This window comes from Armatimonadota bacterium (assembly GCA_031459765.1).
Taxonomy (GTDB): Bacteria; Sysuimicrobiota; Sysuimicrobiia; order Sysuimicrobiales; family Kaftiobacteriaceae; genus Kaftiobacterium; species Kaftiobacterium secundum.
The window spans coordinates 97,131-115,770 of the sequence record JAVKHY010000001.1 but is presented as its reverse complement, the minus strand read 5'-3'; the positions used below and the strand labels follow the sequence as shown (position 1 = coordinate 115,770).

At 69.0% G+C, this 18,640-nt stretch carries 12 protein-coding genes; 4 read left to right on the top strand and 8 right to left on the bottom strand.

Annotated elements, in window-relative coordinates:
• Positions 1-23: 23 nt before the first annotated feature.
• Genes QN141_00515 through QN141_00505 form a run of 3 tightly spaced genes read right to left on the bottom strand, consistent with a single transcriptional unit; the run spans position 24 to position 3,089 of the window.
• A complete protein-coding gene (locus QN141_00515) occupies positions 24-1,205 on the bottom strand; it encodes an ABC transporter substrate-binding protein (GenBank protein MDR7556954.1) in 1,182 nt (393 codons plus the stop codon).
• A gap of 37 nt (positions 1,206-1,242) precedes the next feature.
• The gene (locus QN141_00510) at positions 1,243-2,121 is read right to left on the bottom strand and encodes a branched-chain amino acid ABC transporter permease (GenBank protein MDR7556953.1); all 879 of its coding nucleotides are present in this window, start codon (positions 2,119-2,121) and stop codon (positions 1,243-1,245) included.
• A complete protein-coding gene (locus QN141_00505) occupies positions 2,109-3,089 on the bottom strand; it encodes a branched-chain amino acid ABC transporter permease (protein MDR7556952.1) in 981 nt (326 codons plus the stop codon). Before QN141_00505 ends, QN141_00510 begins: the two co-directional genes overlap by 13 nt.
• Positions 3,090-3,252: 163 nt before the next feature.
• Here QN141_00505 and QN141_00500 point away from each other — a divergent pair, with 163 nt between their 5' ends.
• From QN141_00500 to QN141_00490, 3 genes are all read left to right on the top strand, one after another.
• Positions 3,253-5,130, top strand: a complete 1,878-nt coding sequence (locus tag QN141_00500) for a 2-oxoacid:acceptor oxidoreductase subunit alpha (protein MDR7556951.1) — start codon at positions 3,253-3,255, stop codon at positions 5,128-5,130.
• 15 nt (positions 5,131-5,145) lie between these two features.
• A complete protein-coding gene (locus tag QN141_00495; GenBank protein MDR7556950.1) occupies positions 5,146-6,021 on the top strand; it encodes a thiamine pyrophosphate-dependent enzyme in 876 nt (291 codons plus the stop codon).
• Positions 6,022-6,131: 110 nt separating this feature from the next.
• Positions 6,132-7,571, top strand: coding sequence for a 4-hydroxyphenylacetate 3-hydroxylase N-terminal domain-containing protein (locus QN141_00490; GenBank protein ID MDR7556949.1), 1,440 nt, complete (start codon positions 6,132-6,134; stop codon positions 7,569-7,571).
• A gap of 53 nt (positions 7,572-7,624) precedes the next feature.
• Here the strand turns inward: QN141_00490 and QN141_00485 are convergent, their stop codons facing one another.
• The 5 genes from QN141_00485 to QN141_00465 form a co-directional block, all read right to left on the bottom strand.
• Positions 7,625-9,316: a long-chain fatty acid--CoA ligase gene (locus tag QN141_00485; protein MDR7556948.1), complete on the bottom strand. Its 1,692-nt coding sequence runs from the start codon at positions 9,314-9,316 to the stop codon at positions 7,625-7,627.
• Between the two features lie 2 nt (positions 9,317-9,318).
• The gene (locus QN141_00480) at positions 9,319-11,091 is read right to left on the bottom strand and encodes an acyl-CoA dehydrogenase family protein (protein ID MDR7556947.1); all 1,773 of its coding nucleotides are present in this window, start codon (positions 11,089-11,091) and stop codon (positions 9,319-9,321) included.
• Between the two features lie 25 nt (positions 11,092-11,116).
• The gene (locus QN141_00475) at positions 11,117-12,301 is read right to left on the bottom strand and encodes an acetyl-CoA C-acyltransferase (GenBank protein MDR7556946.1); all 1,185 of its coding nucleotides are present in this window, start codon (positions 12,299-12,301) and stop codon (positions 11,117-11,119) included.
• Positions 12,302-12,519: 218 nt separating this feature from the next.
• The gene (locus tag QN141_00470; GenBank protein MDR7556945.1) at positions 12,520-14,910 is read right to left on the bottom strand and encodes a 3-hydroxyacyl-CoA dehydrogenase/enoyl-CoA hydratase family protein; all 2,391 of its coding nucleotides are present in this window, start codon (positions 14,908-14,910) and stop codon (positions 12,520-12,522) included.
• Positions 14,911-15,033: 123 nt separating this feature from the next.
• Complete coding sequence (locus QN141_00465) at positions 15,034-17,373, bottom strand: penicillin acylase family protein (GenBank protein MDR7556944.1); 2,340 nt, start codon at positions 17,371-17,373, stop codon at positions 15,034-15,036.
• A gap of 137 nt (positions 17,374-17,510) precedes the next feature.
• Here QN141_00465 and QN141_00460 point away from each other — a divergent pair, with 137 nt between their 5' ends.
• Positions 17,511-18,494, top strand: a complete 984-nt coding sequence (locus QN141_00460; GenBank protein MDR7556943.1) for a cation diffusion facilitator family transporter — start codon at positions 17,511-17,513, stop codon at positions 18,492-18,494.
• Positions 18,495-18,640: the final 146 nt, after the last annotated feature.

Below are 18,640 nucleotides of genomic sequence, written 5' to 3'. Positions count from 1 at the left end.
CCCCCGCCCGCATCCCGCAGAGATCAGAACCCGACCGGGTACTCCACCCAGTCGGTGAGCTTGCGGTACTGCCGGTTCTCGGATCGGATGATGTAGATCCGGTTGATGCCCTGACGACGGTCTGGGCCGAAGGTCACCCCGCGGATCACCTCGCCGTTCCAGTTGCGCAGCGACTCCATGGCCGCCACCACACTGTCCCGCGTCACATTCCGTCCCGCCCGGCGGAGTCCCTCGATGAAGGGCTCGATGAACGACACCCCGGCCAGGGCGTTGAAGGGGCTGGCCCGCAGCTGCGGGTTGATCTTCAGCAGGGTCTCCAGCATGGCGTCCACCTTGGGATCGGTGCCGGGGACGGGATAGTAGGCGGTCAGGATGATCCCGTTCCAGGCGTCGCCGGCCAGCTGGAACATGATCGGGTCGGCCAGGGTGAAGGAGGCGAAGAGCCGTGGCGTGTAACCGATCTTGGCCATCTCGCGGACGATGAGCGCGCCTTGGGTGGGCGTGGCGTAGAGGATCACGGCGTCCGCAGCGGACTGGCGGAGCTTGAGGGCGTGGCCGCTGAGGTCGCGGTCCGTGACCTCGTAGGGCACGGCGACGGCCAGCTTCGTCTTCGTTTCCGCAATCCCCCGCTTGACGCCCAGGAGGCCCTTCTGTCCGTACAGGTCGTTCTGGTAGAAGACGGCGAAGGACTTTGCGCCCTCGTTCTTCGCCGCGTAGGTGGTGAGGATGCGGCCCTCGTCCACGTAGCCCGGGTAGGTGACGAAGAGGTACTTCTTGTTCTTGAAGCCGGCCCACATGTTGGCGTCCGCCGTGGGGGTGATCCACAGCACCTGGTTTTCGATGATGTAGTCGCGCACGGCGAAGGCGTTGGCCGAGCCGATGAGGCTGACGATGGCGAAGACCCGCTCCCGCTCCACCAGTTCGCGCACGTTGGCCACGGCGCGCGGCGGCAGGTAGCCGTCGTCCCGCAGGACCAGACGGATCTTCCGCCCGTGGATGCCGCCCTGATCGTTGATCCACTGCAGGTAGGCGGCCATCCCGCCGCCCACGCCCTGTCCCCAGAAGGCGGCCGGGCCGGACAGCGGCTGGGAACTGCCGATCACGATCTCGGTGTCGGTGACCCCGCGCTCCTGGGTCTGCGCCACGGTGGCCGTCGCCGCCAGCAGGAGCACGGTCGCGAAGACGCCTAGCCTCGCCCCTTTCATCTCCTCACCCCTCCGCCGAAGATGGTATCGAAACTAGTTACACGCGACGCTTGTACTCCCTGCCGAGCAACCCTTCCGGCCGGACGATGAGGACGGCGATGATGATGAGGAAGGCCAGGGTGGTCTTGAACTTGACGGAGACGTAGGCGCCGAAGAGGGTTTCCACGACCCCCAGCAGCAGGCCGCCCAGGGCCGCCCCGGGCATGCTGTCGATCCCGCCCAGGACGGCCGCGGCGAACCCCTTCAGGAAGGGATCGAGCATCATGTAGGGATCGAGGAGCGTCACCGGGGCCAGCAGGATCCCTGCGGCGGCGCCCAGCGCCGAGGCCAGCCCCCAGGTCAGGGTGAAGATCCGGCGGACGGGGATCCCCAGCACCTGGGCGGCCACGGTGTTCTGCGAGACGGCGCGCATGGCCAGGCCGACCCGAGTCCGCTGCACCAGGACGTACATCCCGGCCAGGAGGATGAGGCCCACCGCGACACTGCCGAGGCTCAGCTGGCTCACCACCACCTCGCCCAGGCGATAGACTTTCACGTCCGACAGCGGGAAGGGCATCGTTTTCGTGTCCGTCCCCCAGAGCACGGCAACTCCTCCCTGCAGGAAGAGCGCCAGGCCGAGGGTGATGACGATCTTTCCGAGCAGCGTGGCTTCTCTGGCCGGCCGGAGGATCAGAAAGAAGAACGCCGCGCCCACGACGGCCGTGACAACCAAACTGCCCCCGGCCGCCGCGCCAAAGGGCCAGCGCAGGGCGGTGAGCATGGCGTAGGCGACGAAGGTGCCGAATGTGGCCAGGTCGCCGTGGGCGAAGTTGAGGATGCGCGAGGTGCGGTACAGCAGGACGATCCCCAGGGCCACCAGCGCGTAGAGGCTCCCCACGGCCAGCCCGCCGACGAGGTACTGGGCTAGAAGGGCCATGTCTTGAACCAGAGCTTGATCTTCAGCCAGCGGCCGTACAGCCCCCACGGCTCCACGGCCATGACGAAGACGATGGTCGCCCCGTAGATGAGCGGAAGGTACTGTTTGAACCCGGCCAGCTGCTGGGGGAGGAGGGTCAGGAGGACCGCTCCCAGGATCGAGCCGGGGATCGTACCCAGGCCGCCGACGACGATCATGCTGAAGTAGTAGATGGACTCGAAGAGCGTGAACATCTGCGGCTCGAGGAATCCCAGCAGGTAGGCCAGCATGGCCCCGCCGATCCCGGCGTAGAAGGCGCTCACGGCAAAGGCCAGGGTCTTGTACACGGTGAGGTTGACGCCCATCACCTCCGCGGCGATGTCGCTGTCGCGGATGGCCACGAAGGCGCGCCCGATGTGGGAGCGGACGAGGTTGAAGGCCACCCAGACCAGCAGCGCGGCGAGCGCCGTAAACAGGTAGTAGACCTGGGCATCCGTCAGGCGCAGGCCGGCCACACTCAACTTGGGCAGGAAGAGCCCGCCGCGGCCGCCGGAGAGGGCGTCCCAGTTGGTCAGCACCTGGTTCACGGCGATGCCGAAGCCCAGCGTGGCAATGGTCAGGTAGGGCCCGGTCAGGCGCAGGGCCGGGATGCCCACCAGGAAGCCGAAGAGCGCGGCGACGATCCCCGCCGCGGCGAAGGCCGGCAGCCAGGGGAGGTGGTGGCGGGCGGCCAGGATCCCGGCGGTGTAGGCGCCCAGGGCCACGAACCCGGCATGGCCGAGGGAGATCTGCCCGGTGTAGCCCACGAGCAGGTTGAGGCCGACGGCGATCACGACGTGGGCGGCGATCAGGGCGGCGGTGTAGAGGAAGTACCGTGGGGCCAGGATGGGAACCAGGAGGAGCAGCAGGGCGAAGGCCAGCAACGCCGCCCAGCCCAGGGCGCCGCGGACGAGGTAGAGGTCCTCCTCATAGCGCTGGCGGAGTTCCACGCCGGCCGACTTCTCTCCGGCCGGAGGTCATCCCTGCGGTGCTGCCCGGTGTTGCGGGGAAAGGCCCTGTGGTATGATAGCGGCGGATTGAAACGACCGCTGGCCGGGCCTCTGGGAGTGGACCACCAGGGGCTTGCTTTGTCCTGAGGAGGACGACGGCACCGTGATCGTCAACAATCTGAAGCTTCTGGTCGGTGGGGTGCAGCTTCGCGACGGCGTCGTGACCATGACCGACGTGCTCGGGCGCATCATGACCCGCGCCGGGCTGTACGTGCTGGCCATGGAACGTGGCTATGCCTCGACGATCTACGGCGCGCATCAGTTCGACCCCATGCGGATCACGGAGACGCCGCCCCTGTCCTGGGGGGACCGCGAGGTCGATGTCCTGATCGCCCTGGACTACGACAGCAACCCCGACGCCGCCCCGCAGCCCAACCGCGACACCGTGCTCCGCCACGGCCGGGAACTGCGGGACGGCGGAGTCCTGATCTACGACAGCAGCACGGGCGAGATCGACGCCGGCGAGCTGGAGCGGCGCGGGATCAAGGTCTTCCCGGTCCCCGCCCGCACCGTGGCCCGCGACGAACTGAAGCGGGACGTGGTCAAGAACATTGTCATGGTCGGCGCCCTCTTTCGGGTGCTGGACTTCGACCCGGCGGGGACCTACTTCCGGACGCTGATCGAGGAACGGTTCCTGCGCAAGGGGCAGCAGACCGTGGACATCAACATCAGGGCGGCGCAGCGCGGCCGGGAGCTCGTCGAGTCGATTTTGCAGGCCAAGGGCTGGACCGATGTCGGCTACCGCCTGGAGCCGCGGCCCCTGCGCGAGCCGCTGCTGCTGATCAGCGGAAACGAGGCCCTCAGTATCGGCGCCATCAAGGCCGGCTGCCGCTTCTACGCCGGTTACCCCATCACGCCCGCTTCGGCCATCCTCGAGTTCATGGAAGAGCACCTGCCCAAGTACGGCGGGCGTGCCCTGCAGGGCCAGAACGAACGCGAGTCCATCCGCGCCGCGATCGGGGCGGCCCTGGCCGGGGTGCGCAGCATGGTGGGGACGTCCGGGCCGGGGTTGTCCTTGAAGTCGGAGGAGTTCGGGGTCTCCGGGATGACCGAGACCCCGGTGGTCATTGTGGATACGCAGCGCGCCGGGCCGAGCACGGGGATGCCGACGAAGAGCGAGCAGGGCGACCTGTACCTCTCCGTCTTCGGCGGCCACAGCGAGGTCCCGCGCATCGTGCTGGCGCCGGCCACCCAGGAAGAGTGCTACACGTTGATGATGGAAGCCCACGAACTGGCCGACAAGTACCAGTGTCCGGTCTTCTTCCTCACCGACCTGAACCTCTCCGAGGGCCGCAAGGCCGTCCCGGAGTCCTTCTTCCTGAGCCAGAAGGCACGGATCGATCGCTCCACGCTGGTGACCGAGGAAGACCTGCGCCGCGACGGGGCCTACCGGCGCTTCGCCGTCACCCCCAGCGGCATCTCCCCGCGGCTGCTCCCGGGCACCCCGGGCGCGGTCTTCAAGGCCAGCGGCTCAGAACACGACGAGCGCGGCTTCGTCAGCACCGATCCCCTGGTGCGCAAGGCGCAGGTGGACAAGCGCCTGCGCAAATTGCAGACCTATCTCAAGGAAGACGGCCGGCCGCCGCAGGTGTTCGGGAAGGTCGAAGGCCGTCCGGTGCTGATCGGCTGGGGGAGTACCCGGCCGGTCATCCTGGAGGCGCAGCAGCGTCTCCAGGCCCGCGGCATCGAGGCGGCGGTGGTCCACTTCACGCACCTCTGGCCCTTCCCGACCGAGGCCGCCAAGCCCCTGTTGGAACAGGCCAACACCGTGATCTGCATTGAGCAGAACTTCACCGGTCAGTTCGCCGAGGTCGTCCAGGCGCACTGTCTGGTCCCGGTGCGGCGCATCCTGAAGTACAACGGGGTGCCGCTGTATCCGTCGGAGATCGCCGAAGGCGTGGAGGCGATTCTCCGCCAGGGCGTGAGCACCGTGCGCATCACGGATGGACCGGTGCCGGTGAAGGTGTCGGAAGGCGACTAGCGAGGATCGAGAATCATGGCGGAGACCAAAGCGCAGAAGATCTCGGCGAAGGTCTGGGAGGAGAACGCCGTCCCGCGGCATCGCATCCAGTGGTGCCCCGGGTGCGGGGACTTCGGCGTGCTGGCCGCGCTGAAGATGGCGCTGACCAAACTGGAGATCACCCCCTACGAACTCCTCATCGTCACGGGGATCGGGTGTTCGGGCCAGATCCGCAACTACCTCAACGGCAACGGCTTCCACGGCACGCACGGCGGTCCGCTGGCCTACGCCCTCGGCGCCAAGATGGTCAACCCCGAGTTGAAGGTCATCTCCATGGGCGGCGACGGCGACACCTTTGCCATCGGCGTGGAAAACTTCGTCCACGTCTGCCGGCGCGATCCGGAGATCATGCACGTGGTCATGGATAACGGGGTCTACGGCCTGACCAAGGGGCAGCACTCTCCCACCCACGGCCGCGGCATGGGCCTGGAGGTGTTCTCCGAGGAAGCGCCGCCGCCGTTCTCGCCGCTGCGTCTGGCCCTCACCGCGGGGGCCACCTTCGTCGCCCAGTCCTTCTCCGGGGACCCCAAGCACGCCGCGGAGATCTACGTCCAGGCGCTGCAGCACAAAGGCTTCGCCATGGTCAACGACTTTTCGCCCTGCGTCACCTACAACAAGTTCAACACCTACGACTGGTACCGCGAGCACGTCGAGGAAATTCCGGCCGATCACGACCCCTCCGACCTCAACGCCGCCTGGGACCTGCTGAACGACTTCGACCGGCGGGGTCGGTTGCCGCTCGGCATCATCTACCGGAACCCCCGGAACAAGAAGGCCTTCAGGCGCGCGCCGATCTGGCCCCAGGAGCTGGCCGACGCCGACGTGCGCCCGCTGCTGCGCCTGTTCGCCTGACCGGCCGCACACGGAGCCGGCCGCGCACGCTGTCCTCTGTCCGCGCCGCGGGAGCCCGGCACCGGGGAGCCGAAGTCTGCTCCTACATGCCGGAGGGAGGAGGCGGGGCGATGCTGCGCACCCCTGAAGCCTACCGCGCAGGTCTGCGGGATCACCGGGAAGTCTACTACCGGGGACGGAAGGTGGACGACGTCACGACCCATCCGGCGCTGAGCCGCGGCGCCGCTCACACCGCGCTGGACTATCACCTGGCCGAGGATCCGGCCTACCGCCCGCTCGTCGTGGTTGAAGAGGGAGCGGGCGCTCCCTACAGCCGCTACTTCCATATCCCGCGCACCGCCGAGGATCTCCGCCGGCGCAATGAGCTCATCGAGACTGTGACGCGGGTCGGCAACTCCTTCGTGCCCCTGGTGAAGGAAATCGGCACCGACGCGCTCTTTGCCCTGATGATCGTGGCGGCGCAGGTCGACCGCCGGGCCGGGACCGGCTACCTGCAGCGTGTCCAGGAGTTCTACCGCTACTGCCGGGACCACGATCTGGCCATGGCCGTGGCCCAGACCGATGTCAAGGGCGACCGGAGCCTGCGGCCGCACGAGCAGCGCCAGCCCGACACCTACGTGCACGTCGTAGAGCGCCGCCCCGACGGCATCGTCGTCCGCGGAGCCAAGGCCCACACCACGAACGCCGTCTACGCCGACGAGATCATCGTCCTGCCGACGCGGGCCCTGACGGAGGACGACACCCCCTGGGCGGTGGCCTTCGCCGTGCCGGCCGCCACCCGTGGGGTGAGGATGCTGGCCAGTCCGCGCGGGTTCGCGGCGACCAGCCGGTTCGACCACCCGCTCAGCGCGCGTTACAAGACGGTGGAGTCGCTGACCGTGTTCGAGGACGTCTTCGTCCCGATGGAGCGGGTCTTCTTGCTCGGCGAATGGCAGGCGGCGGGTCTGTTGGCCCGGACCTTCGTCGAGTTCCACCGCTTCACCGCGGTGAGCTACAAACCGCCGCTGCTGGAGCTTTTGATCGGCGTCTCCGCCCTGCTCGCCGACTACAACGGCATCGCCGGGGCCGGACACGTGCGGGACAAACTCGTGTCGCTCGTCATGTACCTGGAGACGGTTCGGGGGCTGACCCGCGCCGCCGCCGCGGAGTGCCAGGTCAAGGAAGGGATCGCCGTGCCCCACGTCGCCTATACGAACGCCGCCAAGCACCACTTCGCCGTGCACTACCACGATGCGGTGCGCGCGGTGCAGGATATCGCCGGCGGGCTGGTCGTCACGGCGCCGGTGGAGGAGGATTGGAACGCGCCGGAGACGCGCGCGGTCATGGAGCGTTACCTGGTGGGGACGGTCGGCGCGGAGGAGCGGCTGCGGGCGATGAACCTGGTCCGCGACCTGACGGCCTCCGACCTGGGCGGCTACCTCGAGGTGCTGGCCATCCACGCCGAGGGGTCGCTGGAGGCCCAGAAGCTGACCATCCTGGGGGACGCGGATCTGGAGCGGTACAAGCGGTTTGCCCGGCAGGTGGCCGGCATCGGGACCCCCTCCGGCTGACCCCCGCGCCCCGCCGGGCGAGCCCGGCGGGGCGCGGCCGGGGTTTTCCGGCGTCACCTGCCCGCTTTGGCGCGTTCCTCCTCCAGGAGCACGCGGCGGAGGATCTTCCCGACCATCGACTTGGGCAGCGCCTCCCGGAACTCCACCACCTTGGGCACCTTAAAGGGCGCCAGAAGCTTCTTGCAGTGCTCGACGATCTCGTCTGCGGTGACCTGGACGCCGGGCTTGCGTACCACGTAGGCCTTCACCACTTCGCCCCGATAGGGCTCGGGAATACCGACCGCGGCCGCCTCCAGGACCGCGGGATGCGCGTACAGTGCCTCTTCCACCTCGCGGGGGAAGACGTTGAGCCCGCCGGTGATGATCATCTCCTTCTTGCGGTCCACGATGTAGAAGAACCCGTCCTCGTCCATCCGGGCCATATCGCCGGTGTACAGCCAGCCCCCGCGCAGGACGAGGGCGGTTTCATCGGGTCGGTTCCAGTACTCCCGCATCACCTGGGGTCCGCTGACGACCAGTTCGCCCACCTCCCCCGGGTCCAGCGTGCGGGTCCCGGTCTCCAGGTCGACGATGCGGGCGTCCGTGTCCGGGAAGGGGATCCCGATGCTGCCGGTCTTCCGCGTCCCCTGGATCGGGTTGGCGTGCGTGACGGGCGACGCCTCGGTCAACCCGTAGCCCTCGACCAGCCGGCCGCCGGTCAGGGCCTCAAAGCGCGACTGGACCTCCAGGGGAAGCGCGGCCGCGCCGGAGATGCAGGCCCGGATGGAGCGCAGGTCGTGGCGGCCGATCTCGGGCGCGTTGATGATGGCCGTGTACAGCGTGGGCACGCCCGGGAAGATCTGGGGGCGGTAGCGGTCGATGGCCTCCAGCGCCAGCTCCAGCTGGAATCGCGGCAGGGGGACCAGACGGGACCCTGTGGCCACGGAGAAGTTCATCGCCGAGGTCATCCCATAGGAGTGGAAGAAGGGGATGATCGCCACGACGGTATCCTGGCCGGGACGCAGCCCCGTGAACCAGGCCCGACACTGCAGGACGTTACACACCAGGTTCCGGTGGGTGAGCACGGCGCCCTTGGGGATGCCGGTCGTCCCGCCGGTATACAGCAGCACCGCCGTCGATCCCGGATCGACGGCGGGGAATCGGGGCGTCGTCTCCGCATCCGACGCGAGCAGGTCGGTCAGGCGGTGGATGTCTTTCGCCCTGGGAACGGGCACCAGCTGCCCCTCGCGCCGCGCCTTGAGCGGATACAGCAGGCGGAGGTGCAGGGGGAAGAAGTCGTTGATCGCGGTGACGACAATCTCGCGCACCCGGGTCCGCTGACGGACGGCGGCAATCCGCGGGTAGAAGAGGTCCAAGGTCACGGAGACCTCCGCCCCGCTGTCGGACAGTTGATGTTCGATCTCCCGCTCCACGTAGAGCGGGTTGAAGGGGACGACCACGGCCCCGGCCCGCAGCGCGCCGTAGTATGCGATCAGGAACTGGGGGCTGTTGGGCAGGTGCAGCGCCACCCGGTCGCCGGGGGCCACTCCCAGCCGCCCCAGGGCCGCGGCGAACCGCCGGGTGAGGCGGTCCAGCGTGCGGTAGGACAGGCGCGCGCCGAAAAAGACCACCGCGCTGTGGTCGGGGAAGCGCGCCGCCGACTCGTCCAGCAGGGCAGGCACCGGGAGGGACGGGTACTGCAGCGTGTGGGGTACGCCCGGTTCGTAGAAGCGCAGCCAGGGCCGGTGCTCGATCAGGGTGGCCATGGTCAGCTCACGTACTGCCCCGCGCTGATCTGACGGTCGGCGATCTGCCGGCGCAGGGTCACGGTGTTCACCGGCGTGTGGCGCAGGAACCGCCGCAGGCCGGCCAGGGCGGTGCGCAGGGTGTCCCCTTCCTCGACCGCGGCCAGGACCGTCTTCGCCCAGGCGTCCACCCGCGGGATCGCATCGTTGATGTAGGTTTGGATCATGGCCATCTTGGTGGCCGCCGCCGCCTCGCCGTCCCGCTGCACCGCCTTCAGGGCGCGCAGCAGCCCGCTCTCCATGGCGAAGGTTTCGATGACCATGTCGGCGATCGCCGCCAGCACTTCCTGTTGCTCCTCGATCGCCTCCAGGTACTTCTGCACCGCCGCCCCGGCGGCGAACAGCGCGGCCTTTTTCACCATGGCCACCAGACGCCGTTCCTCCGCCAGCAGTCCCGTCTCCAAAGACTCGCCCAGGGCCGGGGCCGTGAGTTCCTGGGCCACGGCCATCGCCGCCGGGATCAGCCCCAGCCGGCCGCGCTGCGCCCGGCGCAGCAGCATGCCGGTGGTGAGCAGGCGGTTGATCTCGCTGGTTCCTTCGAAGAGGCGGTTGATGCGGGCGTCGCGATAGGCCCGGGCCGCCGGGTACTCCTCGATGAAGCCGTAGCCGCCGAAGATCTGGACGGTCTCGTCGGTGACGAAGTCCAAGACCTCCGAGGCGAACACCTTGTTGACGGCGCACTCCACGGCGTACTCTTCCAGGGCGCGCATCGCTTCCTGAGGATCGCCGTGGACACCGCCCAGGGCGTTGTTGATCAGCCCCGCGGTGCGGTAGACCATGGACTCGGCGACGTAGGTGCGGATGGCCATCTCCGCGATCTTGGCCTTGATCAGCCCGAAGGAACTCAGCGATCGGCCGAACTGCTGCCGCTCCACGGCGTAGGCCACGGCCTGGGGCAGGATATGGCGGCAGGCCCCGACCAGCGCCGCGGCCAGCTTGAAGCGGCCCATGTTCAGGATGTTCATCGCGATCTTGAAGCCCTGCCCCACCTCGCCCAGGAGGTGGTCGGGGGGTAGGTGCACGTTCTCCAGGAAGAGCGAGGCCGTGGAGGAGCCGCGGATGCCCATCTTGTGCTCCTCCTCGCCGACCGTGAAGCCGGGGGAGCCGCGCTCCACCAGGAAGGCGGTGTGGTGCTCGCCGTCCACCTTGGCGAAGACGGTGAAGATGTCGGCAAACGCGGCGTTGGTGATGAACTGCTTCGTGCCGTTTAGGATCCAGCCGCCGTCCGGCGCCCGGACGGCTCTGGTGCGGATGGACATGGCGTCCGAACCGGCGGTGGGCTCGGTGAGGGCGTAGGCGCCGATCAGCTCGGCGCGGATCATCTTCGGCAGGTAGCGCTGACGCTGCAGGTCGGTGCCAAAGAAGATGATGGGCTCCATGCCGATCCCGGTGTGTGCGCCGTAGCTGACGCCGAAGGAGCCGTAGGAAAGTTCTTCCGCCACGACGGTGGCGGTGATCTTGTCCAGTTCCGAGCCGCCGTAGGCCGCGGGCACCTCGATGCCGAGGATGCCCATCTCGCCCAGGGTGCGGAACAGGCGGCGCGTCAGGTCCCAGTCCTTCTCCTCGAGGCGGTTGAGGTTGGGCACCAGCTCCCGCTCGGCGAACTCCCGGACGCTCTGGCGGACCATCCGCTGCTCTTCGTTCAGATCCTCCGGCGTGAACACCTCGGCCGGAGCCGTCTCCCCGATCAGGAACCCTCCGCCCGCGACGGGGGCGGTGACTGCCTTCGCGTCCATCTCGCGCCTCCTCCGGATGTCAGAGTCAGTGGGGCCGTTCGAAGACGCCCGCGGCGCCCATCCCGCCACCGATGCACATCGTGACCAGGCCGTAGCGGCTGCGGCGGCGGGCCATCTCGTAGAGCAGGGTTGCCGTCAGCTTCGCCCCCGTGCATCCCAGGGGATGGCCGAGGGCGATCGCCCCGCCGTTGACGTTGACCTTTTCCTCGTCGAGACCCAGCTGTCGGATCACGGCGAGGGTCTGCGCGGCGAAGGCCTCGTTCAGCTCGATCAGATCGACGTCGTCCAGTTTCAGACCGGCCAGCCTGAGGGCCTTGGGCACCGCTTCCACCGGGCCGATGCCCATGATCTCCGGCGGCACACCGGCGACGGCGAAGGAGCGGAAGACTCCCAGCGGCTCGAGTCCTAGCCGGCTGGCCCGTTCGTCCGACATGACGACCACCGCCGCCGCCCCGTCGCTGGTCTGCGAGGAGTTGCCGGCCGTGACCGTGCCCTCCCTGGCGAAGACCGGTTTGAGCTTGGCCAGCGCCTCGAGGGAGGTGTCGAAGCGCACGCCTTCGTCGGTCTGGAAGACGATCTCCTGGGCCCTGGGGCGTCCTTCGCCGTCGGACTCCCACCGCTTCACCACCAGGGGCACGATCTCGTCGGCGAACCGCGCGCCGCGGATGGCTTCCGCCGCGCGGAGGTGGCTGCGCAGGGCGTAGGCGTCCTGGTCCTCGCGGCTGATGCCGAACTGCCGCGCCACGTTCTCCGCCGTCAGCCCCATAGAGGTGAACACTTCGGGCCAATGCTCCACCAGGTGCGGGTTCGGGGCGAAGGTGTGGCCGGTCTGCCCCGGCATCAGGCTCATGCTCTCCGTCCCGCCGGCGACGACGACGTCGGCGAAGCCGGCCATGATGTGTTCGGCCGCAATGGCGATGGCCTGCAATCCCGAGGAGCAGAACCGGTTCACGGTCTGCCCGGGCACGGTGTGGGGAAGGCCGGCGCGCAGCGCCGCGATGCGCGCCACATTCAGTCCCTGCTCCGCCTCCGGCAGGGCGCAGCCCAGGATGACGTCGTCCACCTGGGCCGGCTCCAGCCCCCGGACGCGGCGGACCGCCTCGGCGACGGCCGCCGCGGCCATTTCGTCGGGGCGGGTGTCCTTGAGCGTGCCCCGCGGCGCTTTCCCCACGGCCGTTCGCACCGCGGATACGATGACCGCCTGTCGCATGAGGGCACCTCCTGCGGGGTGTGGCTGAGACGAAGGATGGCTGGAACGGGATTCGCCGTGTCGGCCTCCTGGATCCGAGACTTCCTGCCGTTATTCTAACCCCTCCGCTATCGCCCCAGAGCGAAGGCGACGGCCTTGAAGAACAACGTCACGGCGCCGGTGCGATGCCCGCTCATCGTGGTCGCCGCCTCGGCCCGCGCGAGGGCCGGGGAGAGGGTTCAGTTGCGAAGGGGGCGGCCCGTCTGCAGGAAGTGACGGATCCGCTCCTGGGTGCGGGGATGCCCCAGCAGGCCGATGAACGCCTCACGCTCCAGATCGTGCATGTACGCTTCCGACACCTCGGTACCGTAGGGGACGCGGCCCCCACAGACCACGTAGGCCAATCGCCGCCCGACGTGGGCGTCGTGGTCGCTGATCTGGCCGGCGGTGCGCATCAGGTACAGGTAGGTTTCGATGGCCGCCAGGCCGCGTTCCCCGACGACCCTGAAGGTCTGGCGCAGCGGCGGCCGGTATCCCGTGCGAACCAGGGACAGGCACACCTCTTTGGCGTCGTGAAGGAGGTGGTCGCCGTTCATGGTGATCCCGTCACCCTCGCGCAGATAGCCCAGGGCGAAGGCTTCCTCCGCGGAGGTGGAGACCTTGGCCAGGGCGATGGTCTCAAAGGCGAAGCGGACCATCGGGAACAGGTCGGCGTCGACGCCGGCGGGCAGACGGGAGACCGCCCGGCGCACCATCTCCGTGGTGCCGCCCCAGGCGGGAATGAGGCCCATGGCGGTCTCCACCAGGCCCATGTAGGTTTCCGCCGCGGCCTGGACCCGGGCGCAGTGCAGGCAGATCTCACATCCGCCGGCCAGCGCCCGGTTGAAGGGCGCCGCCACCACCGGCTTTTCGAAGTAGCGGATGGCCTCATGCAACCGCTGGCCGATGCGGATCGCAGCGGCGATGTCGTCCCAGTTCCCCTCCTGCGCCTCGAGCAGCATGAGCATCAGGTTGGCGCCGGCGGAGAACTCCTGGCCCTGGTTGCCGATGACCAGACCGTCGAAGTTGCGCCGCACCTCGTCCAGGGCCGTCTGCAACATCCGCAGCGTGTCTTCGCCGATGACGTTGACCTTGGAGTGGAACTCCAGGCAGGCGATGCCGTCGCCGAGATCGATCAGGCTGGCCCCGGGGTTTCTGTGGACGGTGCGCCCGCCGGCCACGAGTGTGGAGAGCGAGAGGACGTGGGCCCGTTCGGGGACCGGTCGATAGGACTGCAGGGCGAGGTCGTAGTACTCCCGGGTCCCGTTCCGTGTGCGGTAGAAGACGCCGTCGCCCTGCGACAGCACCTCCTGGACGAGCGGCGGGAGGTCGCGGCCCTCGTCCCGCAGCCGCGTGGCGATCTCGCCGACGCCGAGCAGGTCCCACGTCTCGAAGGGCCCCAGATCCCAGGCAAAGCCCCAGCGCATCGCCCGGTCCACGTTGACGATGTCGTCGGCGATCTCGGGGACGCGTCGCGCCGCGTAGGCCAGGATGCTGCTGGTAAGCTTCCAGAGGAACTGCCCCGCCTTATCCGGCAGGGAAAGGAGCTGGCGCAGCCGCCTGGCGGGATCCTCGATCATCCGCGCGCTCTCCACGCCGGCCAGCTGAGGCTTCCGGCGGGGCCGGTACTCCATCGTGGTGTAGTCGAGGGCGTAGATCTCGCCGTCCACCCGTCGGTAGAAGCCGCCGCCGCTCTTCTCGCCCAGCCAGCCGCGTCGGGCCATCTCGTGGAACAGCGGCGGCACGAGGAAGATATCGCGCTCCGGGTCGTCGGGCAGGTTGCGGTAGGCGTTCTCCGAGACGTGGATGACGGTGTCCAGCCCGACCAGATCGGTGGTGCGGAAGGTGGCGCTGCGCGGCCGGCCGATCAGCGGGCCGGTGAGTTCGTCCACCTCTTCGACGGTCAGGCCGAGTTCGAGCATGAGCTGCACGGCCTTGCGGAAGCCGTAGGTCCCGATCCGGTTGGCGATGAAGTTGGGGCGGTCGTGGGCGTAGACCACGCCCTTCCCCAGCTGGCGCTCTCCCCACGCCGTGACGGTGGCCGCCAGCGCCGGGTCGGTCTGGGGCAGCGGGATGACCTCGAGCAGTTTCAGGTACCGCGGGGGGTTGAAGAAATGCGTGCCCAGGAAGTGCCGCTGAAAGGCCGCCGAGCGTCCCGCGGCGATCTGGGCCACGGGCAGACCCGAGGTGTTCGTGCTGACCACGGTCCCCTCCCGCCAGTGCCGCTCGACGCGCTCCAGCAGCTGCTGCTTGATTGCCAGATCCTCGACCACCGCTTCGATCACCCAGTCGCAGCCGGCGATGTCCCGGAGGTGGTCTTCGAAGTTGCCCACCGTGACCAGGCTGGCCCGGGCCGGGGTGAAGAACGCGGCGGGGGAACTCCGCAGCGCGCGCTCCTTGCCCGCGGCGGCGAGGCGGTTGCGGACCCCGGGATCGTCCAGGCTCAGCCCGCGTCGGCGCTCCTCCTCCGTCAGCTCTGTGGGGACGATGTCCAGCAGGAGGACGGACACGCCGGCGTTGGCCAGGTGCGCGGCGATCGCCGCGCCCATGACGCCCGAACCGAGAACGGCCGCGCTGCGCAACCGGCGCATGGACGGGTCCCCCTTCTCCGCGGTCGGGTACAACTCCTGGACGCCGCGGGACGTTGCCGATGGCCCCAGCGTAGCGCGGTGCCGGCCCGGAGGGGAATCGGGCCGCGCCGGTATTCCGGTCGATCAGGGAGGACGGAGGGTGAGTCGACCCGCCACTTCGGCCTCGATCCGCGTCCGCGAGAACACCAGGGGATGGTACTGTCCCCGGGCCCACAGGGGGACGAAGTCTTTGTAGTGCCTGTGGAAGGGGAGCCCGCTCTGTCCCGTGGTGTGAATGGCGACGGAGCGGTCGAAGTCGGCGAGGTCGACGATCTGTCGGTACGAGGCGACCACCACCTGCCGGAAGGTCGTGGCGTCGAACCCGCCGTTGTTCACGGTGTAGAGGTCGCCCCCCGTGGGGGGCGCTGTGGCGTTGAAGATCCAGGACAGCGCCCGCACCCGGCCCATGGGATGCTCGAAGCGCATCACGTGCAGGCGCCCCCACGTCCAGGTCGTCCGATCGCTGCCCAGCCGGTGGCGCAGGATGTCGTACGCTTCCTCCAACGCCTGCACCACGACGGCGTCCCGACCCCGCGGCGCCCACCACGGCGAGGCGGGATCGTTGAGCAGGCGGGTCACCGCCAGCATCCAGGCATCCGACCGGTCCAGGTACCGTTTGAAGAGGTCGGGGCCGAGCACATCGGCGAACAGCAGGCGGGGCAGCGTCACCCGCACCGCCTCGTAGATCGCCGCCGCCCGGCTGTCCGGGCTGAGCACGCCGTCCCATCCCCGCAGTTCCGCCAGCATCCAGGCCCCCGGTTCCGTCGTCACACGCACCGTGCCCAGCGCGCGGACCATGGCCTGGCCCGGAAGCGAGAGGAGGTCGTTCTGGATGCGCTGGAAATCCGGCAGGCCGAGCCTGGGTTTCTCCCGCAGCATCGCTTCGATGCGCTGCGCGCGGAATCCGGGATCCCACTCCAATCCCAGGAGATACCGGTACGACGGCGGTACGATCCGGTTGTTGGCCGTGACGAGGTATCCGCGTTCGGGATTGAACCACGACGGCAGCCGGTCGAAGGGGATCTCGCCGACCCACTCGTACTCGCCGGTCCATCCGGGGACGGGCAGCAGGCCGTCGCCCCGGGCCCGGAGGGGGATGCGGCCGGGCAGCTGGTAGCCGATGTTGCCCTCCCGGTCCGCGTAGACGAAGTTCTGCGCGGGGACCGTCCAGTCGCGCAGGGCCTCCCGGAACTCCCGCCAGTTGCGGGCCCGGTTCAGCCTGCCCAGGGAGGAGAGGATCTTCCCCGGCGTCAGCGCCGTCCAGCGCAGGGCCAGAAACGACGGCAATCCTTCCACGACGGCGTTGAGGACGGGACCGTGGCGGGTGATGCGGACGGTCAACACCTCCGGTTCCCGCCGGCCCCGGACCACGATGCGCTCCTCGACCACCGCGGCCCGTTCCCACCGGCCGCGAAACAGGTACCGCGTCGGATCGGCAGGATGGAAGCGCTCGATGTAGAGATCCTGGACGTCCGGCCCCGCGTTGGTGACGCCCCAGGCGATGTGCTCGTTGTGGCCGATGACGACGCCCGGCGTGCCGGGGAAGGTGGCGCCGATGACATTGAACCCGCCGCCCTGCAGGTGCATCTCGTACCAGATGGAGGGCATCCCCGCTTCCAGGTGCGGATCGTTGGCCAGCAGGGGGGCCCCGGTGTCGGTGCGGGCGGAGGAGACGACCCAGTTGTTGCTCCCCACGCCGCGGCGCGACGGGGCGGCCTCAAGCAGGCGCAGGACGGCCGGCGAGCGGAAGTCGGCGAAGTCGGTGCGGGGGACAATGACGGGATGATTCGCAGGGTACGGCGGCATCAGCGCCCGCATGCCGTCGGGACCGAAGCGGGCCGCGAGGTGGGCGCGGAGGATCTCGGACTCCCAGTTCCCCGACAGGACCCAGGCCATCAGCTTTGCGAAGGCCAGCGAATCGACCGGCGTCCAGGGGTCCGGCCGGAAACGCAGCAGCGTGAACTCCACCGGAAGCCGGGAGCCGGCCAGCCTGAGGAAGGCGTTGACGCCGTCGGCGTAGGCCCGGGCGGCGGCCCTGGCCTCCTCGTCCTGGATCGGCCACTCCGCCTCCGCCGCGCGGCGCAGCCCGACGGTGCGGAGGAAGCGGTCGGTGGACAGCGTCGTGGCCCCGAAGATCTCCGAGAGCCGACCGGAGGCGACGCGCCGGTTGAACTCCATCTGCCAGAGCCGGTCCTGCGCGTGCACGAACCCCTGGGCGAAGAACAGGTCGTAGGCATTGCGGGCAACAAGGTGCGGAACACCCCAGCGGTCCCGGAGGACTTCCACCGGCTCCTCCAGGCCGGGGACGGCCAGGAGACCCTCCGTGCGCGGGAAGGCGCGGATGATCAGATAGGTGCCCGCTCCGCCGGCGACGACCACAGCCAGCAGGACAACGGCCAGCAGCCAGGCCAGCAGGCGTCGCATGCTGGGGTGCTCGTTCGCGCCCGCGGGGGGAATTCCTCGCGGCGGTCCGGCAGGGACGGCCGCACCCCCCTCCCGGTGGTAGACTCGTACCGATGCGCGTTCGGGAGGAGCCCGTCACCAACCCAGCGGCCGGGCCCATGGGTGTGCCGCAAGTCAGGGCGGCGCTGGTCTCGGTGAGCGCCGGCGTCGCCATCCTGCTGTTCAAGTTCGGCGCCTACCTGCTGACCGGATCCATGGCCATTCTGTCCGATGCGGCCGAATCCGTCGTCAATGTGGTGGCGGCCAACGTCGCCCTGCTCAGCCTCATCGTGGCCGCCCGGCCGCCCGATGCGGCCCATCAATACGGCCACGGGAAAGCCGAGTATCTCAGCGGGGCCACGGAAGGAGCGATGATCATCCTGGCCGGGGGCTGGGTCCTGGTGACGGCCGTCCTCCGCCTTCTGAGCCCCCTGCCGCTGCGCCACCTCGACTGGGGACTGGCCGTGCTGGCCGCCGCGACGACGGCCAACTACCTGACCGCGCGCTTCCTGCTGAAGGTCTCAAGGGTGGTCGAATCCGCCGCCCTGGAGGCGGACGCCCGACACCTGCTGGCCGACGTGCTGACATCGATCGGCGTCTTCGTCGGGCTCGGCCTCAGCTGGTTCTTCCGGCAGCCGCGGGTCGACGCCGCGGTCGCCGTGGCGGTCTCCCTGCACGTGCTGCGGATGGGCGGTACGGTCTTCCTGCAGGCGGTCGGCGGGTTGATGGACACCAGCCTTCCTCCGGGCGAAGAGGCGGCCGTCCGACGCATCCTGGACGAGCACCGCGGAGAGATCGTCGAATACCACGCCCTGCGCGCCCGGAAAGTGGGCCCGCGGCGCTTCCTGGACCTGCACCTGGTGCTGCACCGCGTCCTCCGCGTGGGGGAAGCCCACGCCCTCTGCGACGACCTCGAGCGCCACGTCGAGGAGGCTTTGCCAGCGACGGACATCACGATCCATGTCGAGCCCTGCGAACGTCCCTGTCCGGTCTGTGACCGGCCGGATCTCAGCCCGCCCGACCCCGGCCGACCTGACCCCGGCCGGCTGGGACCCGACCGACCGCCCCCGACCGCCGAAAGCTCTCGGATCCTCCCCGCCTAAACCCCGTCCTACGGCCTTGACTGCCGCCTAAAGCCTGGAGTAGATTTTAGCCAAGGCTAATTTAGACGGGGCTAAAGTGGCGCTGACCAGACGAGGCTTTCTGCTGAGGGGTACGGCCGGACTGCTGGGTGTCCTTGCCGCCGGCC

Coding starts and splice junctions, on each gene's coding strand:
- QN141_00475 (MDR7556946.1), bottom strand. CDS start 12,301: ATGCGACAGGCGGTCATCGTATCCGCGGTGCGAACGGCCGTGGGGAAA.
- QN141_00460 (MDR7556943.1), top strand. CDS start 17,511: ATGGGTGTGCCGCAAGTCAGGGCGGCGCTGGTCTCGGTGAGCGCCGGC.
- QN141_00515 (MDR7556954.1), bottom strand. CDS start 1,205: ATGAAAGGGGCGAGGCTAGGCGTCTTCGCGACCGTGCTCCTGCTGGCG.
- QN141_00470 (MDR7556945.1), bottom strand. CDS start 14,910: ATGCGCCGGTTGCGCAGCGCGGCCGTTCTCGGTTCGGGCGTCATGGGC.
- QN141_00480 (MDR7556947.1), bottom strand. CDS start 11,091: ATGGACGCGAAGGCAGTCACCGCCCCCGTCGCGGGCGGAGGGTTCCTG.
- QN141_00495 (MDR7556950.1), top strand. CDS start 5,146: ATGGCGGAGACCAAAGCGCAGAAGATCTCGGCGAAGGTCTGGGAGGAG.
- QN141_00465 (MDR7556944.1), bottom strand. CDS start 17,373: ATGCGACGCCTGCTGGCCTGGCTGCTGGCCGTTGTCCTGCTGGCTGTG.
- QN141_00485 (MDR7556948.1), bottom strand. CDS start 9,316: ATGGCCACCCTGATCGAGCACCGGCCCTGGCTGCGCTTCTACGAACCG.
- QN141_00490 (MDR7556949.1), top strand. CDS start 6,132: ATGCTGCGCACCCCTGAAGCCTACCGCGCAGGTCTGCGGGATCACCGG.
- QN141_00510 (MDR7556953.1), bottom strand. CDS start 2,121: ATGGCCCTTCTAGCCCAGTACCTCGTCGGCGGGCTGGCCGTGGGGAGC.